This window comes from Candidatus Krumholzibacteriota bacterium (assembly GCA_034520215.1).
GTDB lineage: Bacteria > Krumholzibacteriota > Krumholzibacteriia > Krumholzibacteriales > WJIX01 > JAGHBT01.
The window spans coordinates 991,561-1,005,415 of the sequence record JAXHNR010000002.1; the positions used below are offsets into that span (position 1 = coordinate 991,561).

The window sequence follows — 13,855 nt, forward strand, 5'->3', positions numbered from 1 at the left end:
TTTATCTAATACAAAGATTCAAACTGACATATCTATTTAGTAACTAAGAAAAAGATCAATGCCAAAATAACAGCCGGGCAGAAAAACTTGATAAGTATGCTGAATATTACCCCCGTAAATTTGAATTTAGTTCCGCTCTTTCTTATTTCATTTATCGCGTTTTCTGTTTTCCAAACCCAGGCTATAAATATTGAAAGAAACAGCGCTCCCACCGCCAGCATAATGTTACCGAAAATCCAATCCATAAGGTCAAGAAACCCCATATGTATAAAGGGAAGATAATTTAACCGGGGAACTATTCCCTGTGAAAGAGCTGAGGGCAGGCCGAGTATTAGAACGATAAGGGCTATAACCCACACGGCTTTTTTTCTGACCCATCCCTTTTCATCGACAAAATATGCTGTAGCAACTTCGAGAAGGGATATCGTCGACGTTAACGCCGCTATAGACAGGAGCAGAAAGAAGGAGGCGCCTATGAAACTTCCACCGGGAATAGATGAAAATATCTTCGGGAGAACCTCGAAAACAAGGCTGGGCCCCGCTGCCGGATCCATGCCGGAAGCGAAGAGGGCTGGAAATATCAAAAGCCCCGCCATAACAGCTATAAGTGTGTCAAATAGGGCGACAGAGGTGCCGTTAAGTAACAGATTGGAATTCTCCGAAAGGTAGCTGCCGTATGTTATCATACAGCCCATTCCGAGACTGAGTGAAAAGAAAGCCTGTCCCATAGCCGCGAGAACCGTCTGTCCTGTAACTTTGCTGAAATCGGGTTTGAAGTAGAAAACGAGACCTTTACCCGCGCCCTCCAGTGTTACAGAACGTATTATAAGAGCGATCATGAGAAAAAGCAGGATGGGCATTAGAATCTTTGCCCATCTTTCGATTCCGTTTTTGATTCCACCCTGTACTACAAGTACAGTAATTACCGTAAAGATGATAAATAGTGAAATTGCGGGGAGGGGATTTGATGAGAACGACTCAAAGTCAGCATGATTGCCGGCGAGCGTTTTTCCGATGTATCCCAGAGTATATCCCGCGATAACGGAATAGTATGAGAGAATGCATATTCCGGTGATGACACCAAGAAAGCCGACGATCTTCCAAGGAGTTCGGGGTTTGATTGATTCAAATGCTCCAACTGGATTTTTGCGGCTGTATCTTCCGAGAGTGAGTTCCCCGAGCATAACAGGCAGTCCCAAAAGCAGTATACAGATGAGATATATAATGAGGAAAGCTCCTCCGCCATTCTCTCCCACTACGTATGGAAATCTCCATATATTCCCAAGGCCTATGGCGGAACCTGCCGCGGCTAGAATAAAACCGATATTAGATCCCCATTGATCCCGCTTTAAAACCTTGCCTGCCGTCATTTATACCCCTTCAGCTTATAATAATGAGATCCGGCTTAAACTCAAGTAATCGCGTTTGTAATACCCTATATCATACCTCTTCGCGGAAGCAATGATTTTTTTATTGTGCTGAATGTTATTATATTTCATCTTCAGTTACCGTTTTTCTGTGCCAGCCAGAGCCCCGTCAGGATTACCGCGCTGCCCGTGATAAAGAAAAGAGTGATCTCTTCGCCGTATAAGAACCAGCCGAATATCGCGGCCATAGGGGGGTTAAGATAAATAAACGAGGCAACTGACGTAGCCGGCAGATACTTTAGTCCCGTGTTCCATATCCAGTACCCGGCTATTGTACAAAGAACGCTCAGGTGGGCAAGCGCGAGCCAGTGTGTTGAGTTCATTTCCGCTACAGCTCCGAAGAAATCACTGTCAGCCGCAAAAATAAAAGGGATAGTTCCTATTACAAGTGAAAGGCTGCTTATCATTGAAGGCGTATAATGTTTGGTTAGTGATTTTCCGATTATTGTGTATAATGACCAGGATACAGGGGCAAGCCCGGTAATCAGCGCGTACGTCATTTCCGCGTTGGAAATATCAGTTACATTTCCAAGACCGATTCCTCCCCACATGACAACGAAGTACAGACCGGCAAATGCTATTACGACACCGATAATTCTCTTTAGAGGGACTTTCACCTTAAGCAGGATAACAGAAAAGATCATAGTAAAGAGGGGAGAAAGAGTCGTTATAAGGGCTGCCGCGCCGGGTTTGATTTCGCTTTGTCCCAGATAGAGGAAGATATTGTATCCGGCAATTCCAAATCCTCCCATAGCGATTATCCTTACGGGGAATTTCTTCAGGATTTCGAGGGTTATTCTTCTCCTTTCTCTGCTGAAAGCCAGGTAAGCTGTGCAAATTAGGGAAACGGGAAAGAAACGGGCAAGCAGCAGTCCGGAAGGAGCGAAAAGTTCCCGAAGATGCATAATAGCCGTAAAGGAATTAGACCAGAATACGAAGAGCAGGACGAGTAGAGATCTTACAACAGGCAGAGGTATTTGACCCTTTGAGGAATTATATGGCATAACAGGAAACCTTTCGGAATTTTGTCATCATACTTGAAATCATAGTCAATTTTATGGTATAATAAAGCACAGCAGGGTCGATGATGCAACAACTTTGGATTTGCAACGGGAAAGGAAGTGATTATGATGGTCAGGCGAGTTATTTTTGGCTTGGCAATGTTAGCCCTGTTAGCCCTGATGGTTTCCGCCTCAGAAGCTGCTGTCATCCGGGGGGTGAGGGGACGCAGACTTATGCGTCACCAGTATCTCATAAAACAATGGACAAATGATAAACTCGATGTTTACCATAAGCACGGTTTCCCCAGACATCGCTACAGAGTGTATGGTTACGGGCGTGTTAGAGAACACTGGAAATACTATAAACTTGGAATTGAATTTGTGTTTGACGATGAATCCCGGATTGTAAAAACAAGGCATTTCTGGCCGGAGGACAGACGGGAAAGATTCAAGCGGTTTTAAGTTCTGAGGAGGGGCAGGATTGTTTTGGGAGCGTGAAGTGGCATTAAGGTCACCTCATCTGGGTTAAAAGGACGGAATTTTTTAAGTAAGTTAAAACATTTCGTCCTTTTTCCCTTTTTTTACATAAAGTATCATTCTACTGAGCACTTTTCACTAAAATAAAGTAAATAGGGTTGATAAATTCAGGTAAAGTTTATATATTTGCAATGCTTAATTGCAGGCAGTGTAGCGTGAGCCCATAAATCGTTGTGCTTCAATAAATTATAATTGAGAGGTGTCAGATGAGTGATACAAGCTACGGTAAAGGTAAGAGGGTTTCACCTGAAGAGGTACACGATGTGCTAGATAAGCATATGCTGATCGACGGCTATCCCATAGTTTTTGATCTTGATAAGAGTCATGGAAGCTGGCTGGTGAACTCACTTGACGGTAAAGAGTATCTTGATTTTTTCACATTTTTTGCCTCCGGCGCTATTGGTCATAATCATCCTGGGCTTTTTGAGGATGATTTTTTAAATGAACTGACTAAAGTTGCGGTAAATAAGGTTTCTAACTCTGATTTATATACTACGCAAATGGCGGAGTTCGTAGAGACATTTTCAGAAATAGCGGCTCCTGATTATCTCCCTAACCTCTTCTTTGTAAGCGGCGGTGCACTTGCCGTGGAAAATGCTCTAAAGGCGGCTTTTGACTGGAAAGTTCAGAAGAATAAAGAAAAGGGGATCGAAGGAGAAATAGGCCAGAAGGTAATTCACTTCAAGGAGGCTTTCCACGGCCGTACAGGATATACGATGTCCCTTACGAATACCGATCCTACTAAAATAAGATTCTTTCCTAAATTCGATTGGCCCCGGGTTGAGAATCCGAAAGTCAAATTCCCCCTCGAAGAGAATATTGATGAGATTAAAGCCGCGGAAAAACGGGCAATCGATTCAATCGAGAAGTTTGTGGCCGATGACGCCGATGATATAGCAGCTATTATTATCGAGCCGATACAGGGCGAAGGCGGGGACAATCATTTCCGCCGAGAGTTCTTTCAGCAACTCAGAAGGATCGCTGATGATAATGAGATAATTTTGATCTTCGACGAAGTTCAGACCGGACTTGGTATTACAGGGAAAATGTGGGCGCATCAGCATTATGGCGTAAACCCCGATATTCTTGCTTTTGGAAAAAAGACTCAGGTGTGTGGAATAATGGCCGGCAACCGGCTTAATGAAGTTGACGGAGTTTTTAAGGTTTCCGGCAGAATTAATTCTACTTGGGGCGGTAACATTGTGGATATGTACAGAGCCAAAAGGATTTTGGAAGTCATAGAACAAGATAAACTTGTGGAAAATGCTTCTAAAATGGGTACTTTGCTTCAGAAGGGTTTAGAAAAGGTTCAGTCTGAAAACCCGAATGTAATCTTAAACGCGAGGGGACTCGGGCTGTTTTGCGCTTTTGATCTTAAAGACGGCGAGACGAGAGATAAGGTGGTTGATAAGCTGTTCGAGAAAGGTCTGTTTATTCTAAAATGCGGACCGTCTACGATAAGATTCCGTCCTCCGCTCAACGTAAGTGAGGAAGAAATTGATAAGGCGTTAGAGATTCTCGCGGCCACAATAGAGGATATAAAATAACAAAGGATTCGCGTTTATGTTCTTTCCTTGTTGTATCAATTCTAGCGGGGTTTAATAAGCCGCGCTTATCGATTGATTGTCTCGAGAAAAATTATAAAGCTCTGAAGCCTCCCTGCCGGGGGGCTTTTTTTATTTTAATTCAGTTTTCTTTGTTGAATTATCCGGTTTAGTCTCTTTAGCTGCTTCTTTAGCTGATTCTTCAGATCCCTTTTCTTCTTTTCTTTTTCCAGCTCCCTGCTCTTTTTCCTCTTTTTCCTTTTTTGAGAAATCTTCATCTCTGTAGTCTGTTTTATAGAATCCTGAACCTTTAAGGATATGGTTAACAGGATGGATAACTCTATATATTTTGCCTCGGCATTTGGGGCAGCGTTTTTTTGGAGTATCGGAAATATTCTGGAAAACCTCAAATTCATTACCGCATTTATCGCAGGCGTAATGGTATGTCGGCATATTTTATACCCCTCTCTCTTCCGAGGTTATTATAGCAAGGGACTGAGTTTAAAAAATATAACAGACAAGTGTGAAATCAAGCGAAATTTTTTAGGGAGATATCACCTGACAGTTTGGCAATTCCAGTTCTACCGTGAATTTAAAAATGCCGACCGCCGAATTTTAAAAAAATCTATAAAAACCGCGGCGCATCAAAACCATTTCCTATCCCAGGACATTCCTCGAAATCAGGGCAATATTTTAGTAACGGCATAACTATCAAGTAATTACCCATATTGATAAGTGCAATTGATATTTAGTTTCTATCCGGCTATTGGTATTGTCAAAAACGCCGTCTATTTCCCCTGCGAGGAAATAGCGTCTCCCGCTCTCAGACTCGCTCTTTCCCATTTCCTTGGGGGAAATGGGAAAACCATGCCCGCTCGTCTTCCGAGAGGGTTTTGAAATACCAATAGCCGGATATACAAAGGAATGTTAAAAATTGGGGGAACTCCAATTTCCTATCCCGCTTGTAAAATTCAGCTGCAGGGTATATTATTAATAGGCAGAATTGCCGCGGAGTGTTTTATGTTGACGCAAAAGGCGGTTTCAGACGGAGTTAACAATGCGAAAAGTGCTAATTTACACCGGTCTGGTAATAATTGGAGCCGGCATTTTATGGCCTTGGATCAGCAGGATACCAATAGTTAGGTTTCCGGGGGATATTGTTATTAACAGGCCGGGCGTCAGGATTATTATTCCGATAACAACAATGGTGCTGCTGAGTGTTCTTCTTTCTCTGATCCTTTGGCTTATCAGGAGATAGCGCTGCAAGCCGGCTTAAGTCCGTCTTAAAACAGTTTTGTTTCTATGCTGAGCTATACGATTTTTCTTTGGGGGTGCAAATAGTATTCAAACCTATAGGGGTTATTCATTCAGAATTTAAGAGTCCCGAGGGAACACCTCTTCTCGATATTAAACCCTATGTCCCCGGTTTTGACAACAGGGAAAAAGTAAGAATCGGGTGGCTGGACAGGAAAATCCACAGGCTCAAAGATACAACCGATGACGGAGGATTTTCTTTATGACATAATGATAAATATTTATTTAGATCGGAGTAAGCTGATCTGAGGGAATGAAGCGGCTGGAAGCAAAAGGGGTCTTTTGTGGAGCATTTTGATGTTATAATATTAGGAGCCGGTCCCGCCGGGCTTAAATGTGCTGAACTTCTCGGAGGAACGGACCTTAAAGTAGCCATTTACGAAAAATCTCAAGTAGTGGGGCCGAAGGAATGCGCGGGCGGTATTACATCGATTTTTGACATACCCGATGATCTTCTGAGGGAAGCTGTTTCTTTTACCAGGCATCACGTAGTTCTGAACGGAAAAAGGTTTGTTATTGAACCCGATGATCCCCTGAGGATAATTGACAGGACTGCTCTTGGGGAGTTTCAGCTTGGATTGCTCGAGGGTTATAGTAACGTAAAGGTTAAAACCGGCACGAGAGTAGTCCGGATTGTAAAAGGTGCCGATACTAATTCAATCGATGAGAATCAATACCATGAAAGAGGTGGATATATTGTTACTTCAGACGGAGAAAGGGCTGGTTTTGATTTTCTTGTCGGAGCGGACGGCTCTCAATCGTTAACCAGGAAGTTTCTCGGTCTTGAAAACAGGTATTATATTGGAGCTCATTATAGAATCCCTTTTGTTTTCGACAGGGTCTTGTGGTATTTGAATCCTGAAAAACTGGGCCTGGGATATTGCTGGATTTTCCCCCATTCCAAGTTTACATCCTGCGGGGTTTATTACGACCCTGACCGTGTTTCTTATTCCAATTCAAGGAAAGTTCTTTGCGATATGCTTGACGAATACGGGTTGGATTACAGGGGGAAACAATTAAAGGCGTTCCCCGTAAATTGCCTCTACAGCGGTTTTAAATTCGATAATATCTATCTATGCGGAGACGCCGCGGGGCTTGCTTTCCCACTTACCGGAGAGGGAATATCAACGGCGTTTGTGAGCGGAGCTCACGCGGCTCGGAATATTCTTGGGGTGCGGGATAGATGCGGGAAATTTGAATTTATTTTACAAAGAAAGAAGAAAGAACACTTTCTTATGGAGTTTAATCTGATAAAGAACCACTATATACAATCTCTGCTTTTCAGATTATACATTTACTCGTTAAGAGTTAAGCTTCCGAAGTAATCAAAGTTACGGCTTTATTGTTAAGAGACGGGTTGCCCCCGAGTTTCTTTTATCCCGGTTTCATGTTAAATATAGTTTATTCTGAGATTATATTTTTTTAATTTACCTGAGTTGAAAAAAATGAGTTGCTCAGAGGGAAAAAATTTCAAGAACAGGAAATTTTATGTTAAATTCAAAAAATAAGGAGACAGGAAAAATGGAACAAAAACTCACTGATTCCGGTAAAAAGTTTCTTATACTGGCCGTTTTTGCTGTAGCCATGGGAGCTTTTGAGGCAATAGTAGTTATATATCTCAGGAGAATCTACTACCCCGAAGGGTTTGAATTTCCATTGAAGCTGTTTTCCTCCAAGATGCTTTCGATTGAGTTATTAAGGGAGTTTTCAACGATCCTGATGATTGTCTCCGTAGCCTTTTTATCGGCCCGAGACGCCCTTAAACGGCTGGCGTGGTTTTTATATATTTTCGCGGTATGGGATATATTTTATTATTTGTTTCTCAAAATGTTAATTGGATGGCCCCCTTCCATTCTTACATGGGACATTCTTTTTCTGATTCCGGTAACATGGACCGGTCCCGTGCTGGCTCCTGTTATTTGCTCAATAACAATGATATTTATGACAATTTGTATTATTTATCCTCAGGATAGAGGGTATAGAGTCAGGATGACCGGTCTGGAGTGGTTGTTTGTTATTTCCGGCGCCTTTATGATATTATGGTCATTTATGAAAGATTATCTGCTTATTATAGTCCGGGGCGGATTCTGGAGAGATTTTTTGAACATAGCGGAAAACAGCGAATTCAGACTGGCCGTTTCAGGGTTTATCCCCTCAAGTTTCAGTTGGTACACGTTTGCCGCCGGGGAAATTTTAATCTTGGCCGGTCTGTTTTTACTGCTGAGACGGTCACTGAGGGTAAGCGCGTAATAATTGTTAAGCGGAATCAGAGATTATTGTTGTTCAACCCCTAAAGCTGTTATAGGATTCGTAGCTGTATTATGCCGGTAAATAAATGGCTGCGGGGAGGGCTCAGCTATTAATTAAATACGGGAGCAGAGAGCAATGCGGGAGGGTTACCCTTTATCAGTTGACGGATGGTTTTCATTCGCACTGAATACAATCACAAAAAGAGCTTCGGATGTTTACAGGGGAGTAGTTGTTTTACTAGGTTATCAGATCCTTTTATACCTGGTAGGGTTTATGCCCGGCGGGGTATTTTTAACCCTTTTGCTTCAGCTGTCCGCGGGGTTTGTTTTATCGGCCGGCTGGCTCAACTACTGCCTGAGAATTGTAAGAGGCCAGAAGGTGACAACAGCTGTAATACTTGACGCTTTCGGCAGGTTCAGGGATGTATGGATTGTCTCTGTACTTCTTTCCGTTTTTACATTTGCAGGCGCGATCTTTTTTATAATCCCGGGGATCTATATTATGGTCAGGTATGGTCTTTCTATCCTCGTGGTTCTGGATAAGAAAAAGCCACCTGTAAGTTCTTTTGAATCAAGCAGCGCTATTACCGAGGGACACAGATGGCAGCTTGCCGTTTTATACATAATTACGGGTGGACTGTATTTTATGGCGGCCTTTCCAGTTCTTTCCGGACATCAGCAAATCGGGATGGTTACCCTGTTTGTATACAATATTGTAATTACCCCGCTTATTTCGATGACTCTAGCTTCAGCTTATGACAGTCTTGTATATGCTTATGAGTATTCAGGAAATGAATATTCAGAATTAAATCATTAGTAAAGCCTGGATGGTTGGTGATTACTTATAGTGAATGAGAATTATCTGATCCCCGACGGTGTCGGCAGAGCTGAGATCGTAAGAAAGAGGTCCAGGTTTATAGCAGAGGCGGTTTCTGTATCGTCCTCAGAAGATGCCAGGGCAAAGATAAAAAATAAGAGGGAAGAACATCCTCAATGCAGCCATGTAGTGTACGCTTTTATATCAGGCGATCCTCATACTGAAGCGGGTGGTATGAGTGATGACGGAGAACCCTCCGGAACGGCGGGAAAGCCCGTTATGGACGTTGTCAAAGGAAGTGGTATATTCAATGTTCTAGTCACAGTAGTTAGGTATTTTGGCGGTACCAAGCTGGGCACCGGGGGACTTGTGAGCGCCTATTCAGAATCCGCGAAAAGGGCGATAGATGAACTTCCCGTAGTTAAGTTCGTTTGCCGAACTTCCTTTTCTATTAAAGTACCTTATAATCTCTACGAGAAGGTGGCGATGATAATTAAAGGGGCGGGGGGGAAAATTGAGAAAAAGGATTTTACTGATATAATAGCTATAACAGGAACTGTGCCCGAACCAAATCTTAAGAGCTGTAACGCCGAATTAAAGAATATATCGGAAGGAAATATATTTATTCAGTGATTTGTGTTAGTAAATATATTATTTTTTTTCTCCGATAACAATTCAGATGGTTGTTGATAAGTGAGGAGAGTATATGGAACAGGCTAATGAAGCATTTACAGTAATGCTTATTATAGCTAACTGTATTTTTTCATACAGGGGTTTTAGATCAAGACTCTTTTTCGACAAGCATATATTCTGGGTAAGGAAAGTGCTGCGGGATCGACAGATTTTTAGAATACTGACATCGGGGTTTCTTCACGCCGGGTGGGGGCACCTGTTATTTAATATGTTTGCTCTCTATTCATTCAGTATTGGCGTAGGAACAGTATTCGGTTTTGGAAAGTATATAATAATCTATTTCGTAAGCTTGACAGCGGGAAACCTGCTGGCCCTTTTTATACATAGAAGGGATCCCGAATACAGGGCTCTCGGGGCTTCGGGGGCTGTGTGCGGAGTGATATTTTCGAGTATCCTGCTTTTTCCAGACAGTTCGATCTATTTACTTTTTCTCCCGATAGGAATACCTTCATGGCTCTTCGGTATCGGGTTTGTCCTGATATCGATTTACGGGATTAAATCCAGGTTCGGGAATATAGGGCATGAAGCTCACCTGGGAGGCGCAATTGCCGGAGTTGTTGTATCGATATTAATAGATCCCCGGCTTGCTTCAAACAACCCGGCGCTCGTTGTGCTCCTCCTTCTTCCAATATTACTTTTTCTCATTTTTGTTGTAAAATTCCCGGGGCTTATCGGACTGGATGATAGACGGAAAATTGAATAAGTGAAACTCGCGTTTGTGGATACCATCGCGGAATACAAAAATTATTTCGTTTATTGAGGGCTTTGCGAATATGAGTAACAATGAAATAAAGAGAGAACTGGGAACTCTAATTTTCAGCAGATAACTTAGAGCAGTGGCGGAATATTATTTCTTCCGCGGAGGTTTTTCGAAGATGGGAAAAAAGATTGGGCTTTCGCTCGGCTCCGGTGGTTCCAGAGGTTTAAGCGAGATAGGTGTTCTTCTGTGGCTGAAGGAAAATAATGTGGAGATATCGTATGTTTCGGGATGTTCTATGGGGTCTATTATAGGAGCCTATTACTGCGCCGGATTTACACCCGAGCAGTTAAAAGATATAGTTCTCGGTATAAAATGGACAGATATTCTCAAATATCTGAAGGTTTCTTTTTCCGTTAGAAGTATATTTGACTGGAGCAGGATTTCTAAATTCCTGAATGAAGATCTGGGGCATAAGCGAATTGAAGACCTGAATATTCCTTTCGCCTGTGTTGCGGCTGATATAAACAGCGGCCGGGAATTTGTCTTCAAGAAGGGAAAAGTAGTAACCGCAGTCAGTGCTTCAAGTAGTATACCGGGGGTTTTTCCTCCGGTCGAAATTTTGGGGAGACTTTTTGTTGACGGGGAGCTTGTAAATCCTGTTCCAATGGATATTGCTTTTGAGCTGGGGGCAGATCTTGTTATAGGCGTGAATACCTGCCGTTCTCTGCAAGGTGAAAATAGGTCGCCGGAGGTCCAGGAGAGTTCATTTGTCGAAAAAATGGATGATTGGTTCGGAGAGATGCTCGAGAAGGTTCCCGGTCCTCTTGCTGAACTCTATAATAAATTACCTCATCCTGATTTAAATCGATTAGATCTTGGCGGAATGAAATTTTATAATGTAATAACGGAAAGTCTTGCTATTGTTTCTTCAAGGATTATGGATTTTAAGACACAGTTCGCGGGGCCGCATTTCTTGATAAATCCCCAAGTCGGAAGATATAAGAATTTCGATTTTGACAAAGCCGAGGAAATAATTGATCTCGGATATAGAGCCGCGAAGGAAGCCGGCCCGAAGCTGTTAGATTTCATTGAAGAAAAGTAAACTATTTTTTTCCGAAAAATTCGCCGTGTATCGCCCTGATTGTCTTAGCTCTGTCCCTGCTGTCAATGAGGAAATATATCGCGACTCTGGATGTTCCGGAAGCTATGAGCTGTATGTTTATTTTTTTTTCTGAAACCGCTCTCAGAGCTCTTACCGCTATACCGCGTCTTTTGTCCATTCCTTCTCCGACAAGTGCGATCAGAGAACTGTCATCGTAACATTCTATCGTATCGATTGTGGGAAGTTTAAGGGATTTAATCTTTCCGCAGCACTTATTGAGATCGGATTTGGAGACGAGGATATTCATGGAAGTCATTGATGAAATCATGGTTTTTATATTTACTCCAAGTTCGGCTATTTGATCTATTGCTTTACTTAGAATATTACTTTTTATTCCAATGCCGGGATTTCCCAGTCTTATTACTCCTATATTGTCGATACAGGCGACACTTTTTACTACAGTCCTCTTTATAATGGATTTACTGCTTATAACGGTAAGGGGGGATCTTTTGCCCTTCTGGTTGTTTATATCGAATACTTTAACGGGTATTTTATTGTCGAGCAGCGGCTCGAAGGTTAGAGGGTGAAATATCTTTGCTCCGAAATATGACAATTCAGCGGCTTCATTGTAGCTCAGTTCTTTTATGCCGACCGGGTGTTTGACAATATCCGGATCCGCGCCTGAGAAATCCGGAGACATCTTTCCAGATATCAACCGAAGAAGCATTGACGCAGTAAGCTATAGCCGATGCTGAATAGTCACTTCCGCCTCGGCCTAGAGTGGTGATCCTATACTCGGTTGAGATGCCGTAGAAACCGGGGATTATATAAGTTGTATTCTTAGAAAAAATATTCTTGATATTCTTCTTTGACTGCTCCAGATCAATAGTGGCATTCCCATATTCTCCGTCAGTAACGAGTCCAATATTTTCCGGAAGCAGTTCCCGGCAATCTATATCCATGTACTTAAGGATTGACCCTAAAAGCAAAGATGAGAGTCTTTCACCGTAGCTGAGGAGCATATCTTCAGCGCAATTCGGAATGTCTTCAAGGCAGTGAATCCCGAGAAGATACTTGCCGAGTTTTTCTATCCTATAATCCAGCTTTAAAAGGGTATCTTCCCTTATATCCTTATCCTTGATATATTCTTCTATAATTCGTCTGTGTGAATTATTAAGATCTTTAAGGATAACATTAATAGCTTTTTTGTCCTGCTTTACACTGGTTACACTTTTGATCAACCGGTTTGTGACACCGTAAAGAGCGGAGACAACTATTATAATAGGTTCCCTGTAATTCTTTATCGCGTTAATTACTTTTAAAATATCTTCTCTGGATTTAAGGTTTGAGCCACCGAATTTAACGACAGTTCTCTTCATATATTCTCTCCATATTTTTCGATAAACAGTTCGGCATTCTGAATAGATCCTCCAGCCGCGCCCTTTACGAGGTTGTTCGATAGCAGCACGAAACCCGTAAGACCGCCTTCTTCTTTAAGCCTTCCCGTAAAAACCTGCATGCCCGGGGGATTTCCTTCGAAACTCATTTTTGACTCCGGCGGAATCCGGTCTCCCAGATATTTTACGGGTCTGTCAGGCATGCTGGGAAGGTCGAATTCATTAAAAGAAAAGTTGTTCCATGCCTTTACGATCTCTGCCGTATCCGGTTTGGTTTCGAACTCAACCCAGACAGTTTCGAGGTGTCCGAAAGGTACGTCCACGCGAACGCAGAAGGGCATAATATCAGCATCTATCCGAAGTATCTTTGTAAGCTCTTTCTTGATCTTTTCTTCTTCCCCTTCTATCCAGGGAAGGGCGTTGCGGCGCAGCCTGCCGGAATTGAGGGCGCCAGATCCGGCTCCGGAAAGCGCCTGGTAAGTTGAAACAAACACCTTCAGGATGCCGAATTTTCTAAGCGGCGCGAGCGCGACCGCAAGTCCGGTTGTCGAGCAATTGGCGTTGGTTACAACAAAACCCTTTTCCGGATATCCCTGTTCGGATATTAATTCGATCTCCCCTGAGTTTACTTCCGGTATAAGGATGGGTACATCTTCGAAATATCTCATCGCGCCGGCATTTGAGAAAACGGCGATCCCCCTCTCTCTAAGTTCCGGTTCCACGGAAGCGGCTATTTCCGAAGGAAGGGCACTGAAGGCGATTTTTATTCCGAGTTCTGATAATTTTGAAGATTCACAACGAGATATTATTTTATCTCTGTATTTTCACGCCACTACTCCTGATTCATACGGTATACCCGCTTTTGAATCAGAGGCTGTAAGCAGGACGGGGGAAAACCATTTGTGTCTGGAAAGCAGCCATATGAATGTCTGTCCCACCAGCCCCGTGGATCCTAAAACGGCTGTTTTTATCTCTTTCATTTACTTCAATTCGTTTCAAGTATAGTTATTATAATAAGAACGAGTCAGATACACTCTTTGCCCGTCTGTATATCCATCAATACAACAGATTGTC

Annotated in this window: 16 protein-coding genes and 1 pseudogene; 11 read left to right on the top strand and 6 right to left on the bottom strand. The window is 42.6% G+C overall.

The window, feature by feature from the left end:
• Positions 1 to 32: 32 nt before the first annotated feature.
• Together U5O15_10935 and U5O15_10940 are read right to left on the bottom strand one after the other, a co-directional pair.
• Complete coding sequence (locus U5O15_10935) at positions 33 to 1,370, bottom strand: sodium-dependent transporter (protein ID MDZ7861155.1); 1,338 nt, start codon at positions 1,368 to 1,370, stop codon at positions 33 to 35.
• Positions 1,371 to 1,501: 131 nt separating this feature from the next.
• The gene (locus tag U5O15_10940; GenBank protein ID MDZ7861156.1) at positions 1,502 to 2,431 is read right to left on the bottom strand and encodes a DMT family transporter; all 930 of its coding nucleotides are present in this window, start codon (positions 2,429 to 2,431) and stop codon (positions 1,502 to 1,504) included.
• Positions 2,432 to 2,554: 123 nt separating this feature from the next.
• Between U5O15_10940 and U5O15_10945 the strand changes: the two genes are divergently transcribed.
• Together U5O15_10945 and lat are read left to right on the top strand one after the other, a co-directional pair.
• Positions 2,555 to 2,890, top strand: coding sequence for a hypothetical protein (locus U5O15_10945; protein ID MDZ7861157.1), 336 nt, complete (start codon positions 2,555 to 2,557; stop codon positions 2,888 to 2,890).
• Positions 2,891 to 3,171: 281 nt separating this feature from the next.
• Positions 3,172 to 4,512: an L-lysine 6-transaminase gene (lat, locus tag U5O15_10950; protein ID MDZ7861158.1), complete on the top strand. Its 1,341-nt coding sequence runs from the start codon at positions 3,172 to 3,174 to the stop codon at positions 4,510 to 4,512.
• A 129-nt stretch (positions 4,513 to 4,641) separates the two neighbouring features.
• On the opposite strand, the gene U5O15_10955 is transcribed toward lat, so the two are convergent.
• Complete coding sequence (locus U5O15_10955) at positions 4,642 to 4,962, bottom strand: FmdB family zinc ribbon protein (GenBank protein ID MDZ7861159.1); 321 nt, start codon at positions 4,960 to 4,962, stop codon at positions 4,642 to 4,644.
• 282 nt (positions 4,963 to 5,244) lie between these two features.
• On the opposite strand from U5O15_10955, the gene U5O15_10960 reads away from it, so the two are divergent.
• The 9 genes from U5O15_10960 to U5O15_11000 all read left to right on the top strand — a co-directional run bounded on the left by U5O15_10960 (position 5,245) and on the right by U5O15_11000 (position 11,384).
• Complete coding sequence (locus U5O15_10960; protein MDZ7861160.1) at positions 5,245 to 5,406, top strand: hypothetical protein; 162 nt, start codon at positions 5,245 to 5,247, stop codon at positions 5,404 to 5,406.
• A 160-nt stretch (positions 5,407 to 5,566) separates the two neighbouring features.
• Positions 5,567 to 5,767, top strand: a complete 201-nt coding sequence (locus U5O15_10965; protein MDZ7861161.1) for a DUF2905 domain-containing protein — start codon at positions 5,567 to 5,569, stop codon at positions 5,765 to 5,767.
• A gap of 73 nt (positions 5,768 to 5,840) precedes the next feature.
• Positions 5,841 to 6,029, top strand: a complete 189-nt coding sequence (locus U5O15_10970; GenBank protein MDZ7861162.1) for a hypothetical protein — start codon at positions 5,841 to 5,843, stop codon at positions 6,027 to 6,029.
• Positions 6,030 to 6,107: 78 nt separating this feature from the next.
• A complete protein-coding gene (locus U5O15_10975; GenBank protein ID MDZ7861163.1) occupies positions 6,108 to 7,148 on the top strand; it encodes an NAD(P)/FAD-dependent oxidoreductase in 1,041 nt (346 codons plus the stop codon).
• Positions 7,149 to 7,344: 196 nt separating this feature from the next.
• A complete protein-coding gene (locus tag U5O15_10980; GenBank protein MDZ7861164.1) occupies positions 7,345 to 8,073 on the top strand; it encodes a hypothetical protein in 729 nt (242 codons plus the stop codon).
• Between the two features lie 135 nt (positions 8,074 to 8,208).
• The gene (locus U5O15_10985; GenBank protein MDZ7861165.1) at positions 8,209 to 8,889 is read left to right on the top strand and encodes a hypothetical protein; all 681 of its coding nucleotides are present in this window, start codon (positions 8,209 to 8,211) and stop codon (positions 8,887 to 8,889) included.
• A 30-nt stretch (positions 8,890 to 8,919) separates the two neighbouring features.
• Positions 8,920 to 9,522, top strand: a complete 603-nt coding sequence (locus U5O15_10990) for a YigZ family protein (protein ID MDZ7861166.1) — start codon at positions 8,920 to 8,922, stop codon at positions 9,520 to 9,522.
• A gap of 73 nt (positions 9,523 to 9,595) precedes the next feature.
• Complete coding sequence (locus U5O15_10995) at positions 9,596 to 10,285, top strand: rhomboid family intramembrane serine protease (GenBank protein ID MDZ7861167.1); 690 nt, start codon at positions 9,596 to 9,598, stop codon at positions 10,283 to 10,285.
• 172 nt (positions 10,286 to 10,457) lie between these two features.
• Positions 10,458 to 11,384: a patatin-like phospholipase family protein gene (locus U5O15_11000; protein MDZ7861168.1), complete on the top strand. Its 927-nt coding sequence runs from the start codon at positions 10,458 to 10,460 to the stop codon at positions 11,382 to 11,384.
• 1 nt (position 11,385) lies between these two features.
• Here the strand turns inward: U5O15_11000 and U5O15_11005 are convergent, their stop codons facing one another.
• From U5O15_11005 to U5O15_11015, 3 genes and pseudogenes are all read right to left on the bottom strand, one after another.
• Entirely contained in the window at positions 11,386 to 12,084 is a 699-nt protein-coding gene (locus U5O15_11005; protein MDZ7861169.1) for a hypothetical protein, read from the bottom strand.
• The gene (locus U5O15_11010) at positions 12,008 to 12,763 is read right to left on the bottom strand and encodes a hypothetical protein (protein ID MDZ7861170.1); all 756 of its coding nucleotides are present in this window, start codon (positions 12,761 to 12,763) and stop codon (positions 12,008 to 12,010) included. The genes U5O15_11005 and U5O15_11010 overlap by 77 nt, the downstream gene beginning before the upstream one ends.
• Positions 12,760 to 13,761: pseudogene (locus tag U5O15_11015) on the bottom strand (aspartate-semialdehyde dehydrogenase). Before U5O15_11015 ends, U5O15_11010 begins: the two are co-directional and overlap by 4 nt.
• Positions 13,762 to 13,855: the final 94 nt, after the last annotated feature.

Coding starts and splice junctions, on each gene's coding strand:
- U5O15_10935 (MDZ7861155.1), bottom strand. CDS start 1,370: ATGACGGCAGGCAAGGTTTTAAAGCGGGATCAATGGGGATCTAATATC.
- U5O15_10940 (MDZ7861156.1), bottom strand. CDS start 2,431: ATGCCATATAATTCCTCAAAGGGTCAAATACCTCTGCCTGTTGTAAGA.
- U5O15_10945 (MDZ7861157.1), top strand. CDS start 2,555: ATGATGGTCAGGCGAGTTATTTTTGGCTTGGCAATGTTAGCCCTGTTA.
- lat (MDZ7861158.1), top strand. CDS start 3,172: ATGAGTGATACAAGCTACGGTAAAGGTAAGAGGGTTTCACCTGAAGAG.
- U5O15_10955 (MDZ7861159.1), bottom strand. CDS start 4,962: ATGCCGACATACCATTACGCCTGCGATAAATGCGGTAATGAATTTGAG.
- U5O15_10965 (MDZ7861161.1), top strand. CDS start 5,567: ATGCGAAAAGTGCTAATTTACACCGGTCTGGTAATAATTGGAGCCGGC.
- U5O15_10980 (MDZ7861164.1), top strand. CDS start 7,345: ATGGAACAAAAACTCACTGATTCCGGTAAAAAGTTTCTTATACTGGCC.
- U5O15_10985 (MDZ7861165.1), top strand. CDS start 8,209: ATGCGGGAGGGTTACCCTTTATCAGTTGACGGATGGTTTTCATTCGCA.
- U5O15_10995 (MDZ7861167.1), top strand. CDS start 9,596: ATGGAACAGGCTAATGAAGCATTTACAGTAATGCTTATTATAGCTAAC.
- U5O15_11000 (MDZ7861168.1), top strand. CDS start 10,458: ATGGGAAAAAAGATTGGGCTTTCGCTCGGCTCCGGTGGTTCCAGAGGT.
- U5O15_11005 (MDZ7861169.1), bottom strand. CDS start 12,084: ATGTCTCCGGATTTCTCAGGCGCGGATCCGGATATTGTCAAACACCCG.
- U5O15_11010 (MDZ7861170.1), bottom strand. CDS start 12,763: ATGAAGAGAACTGTCGTTAAATTCGGTGGCTCAAACCTTAAATCCAGA.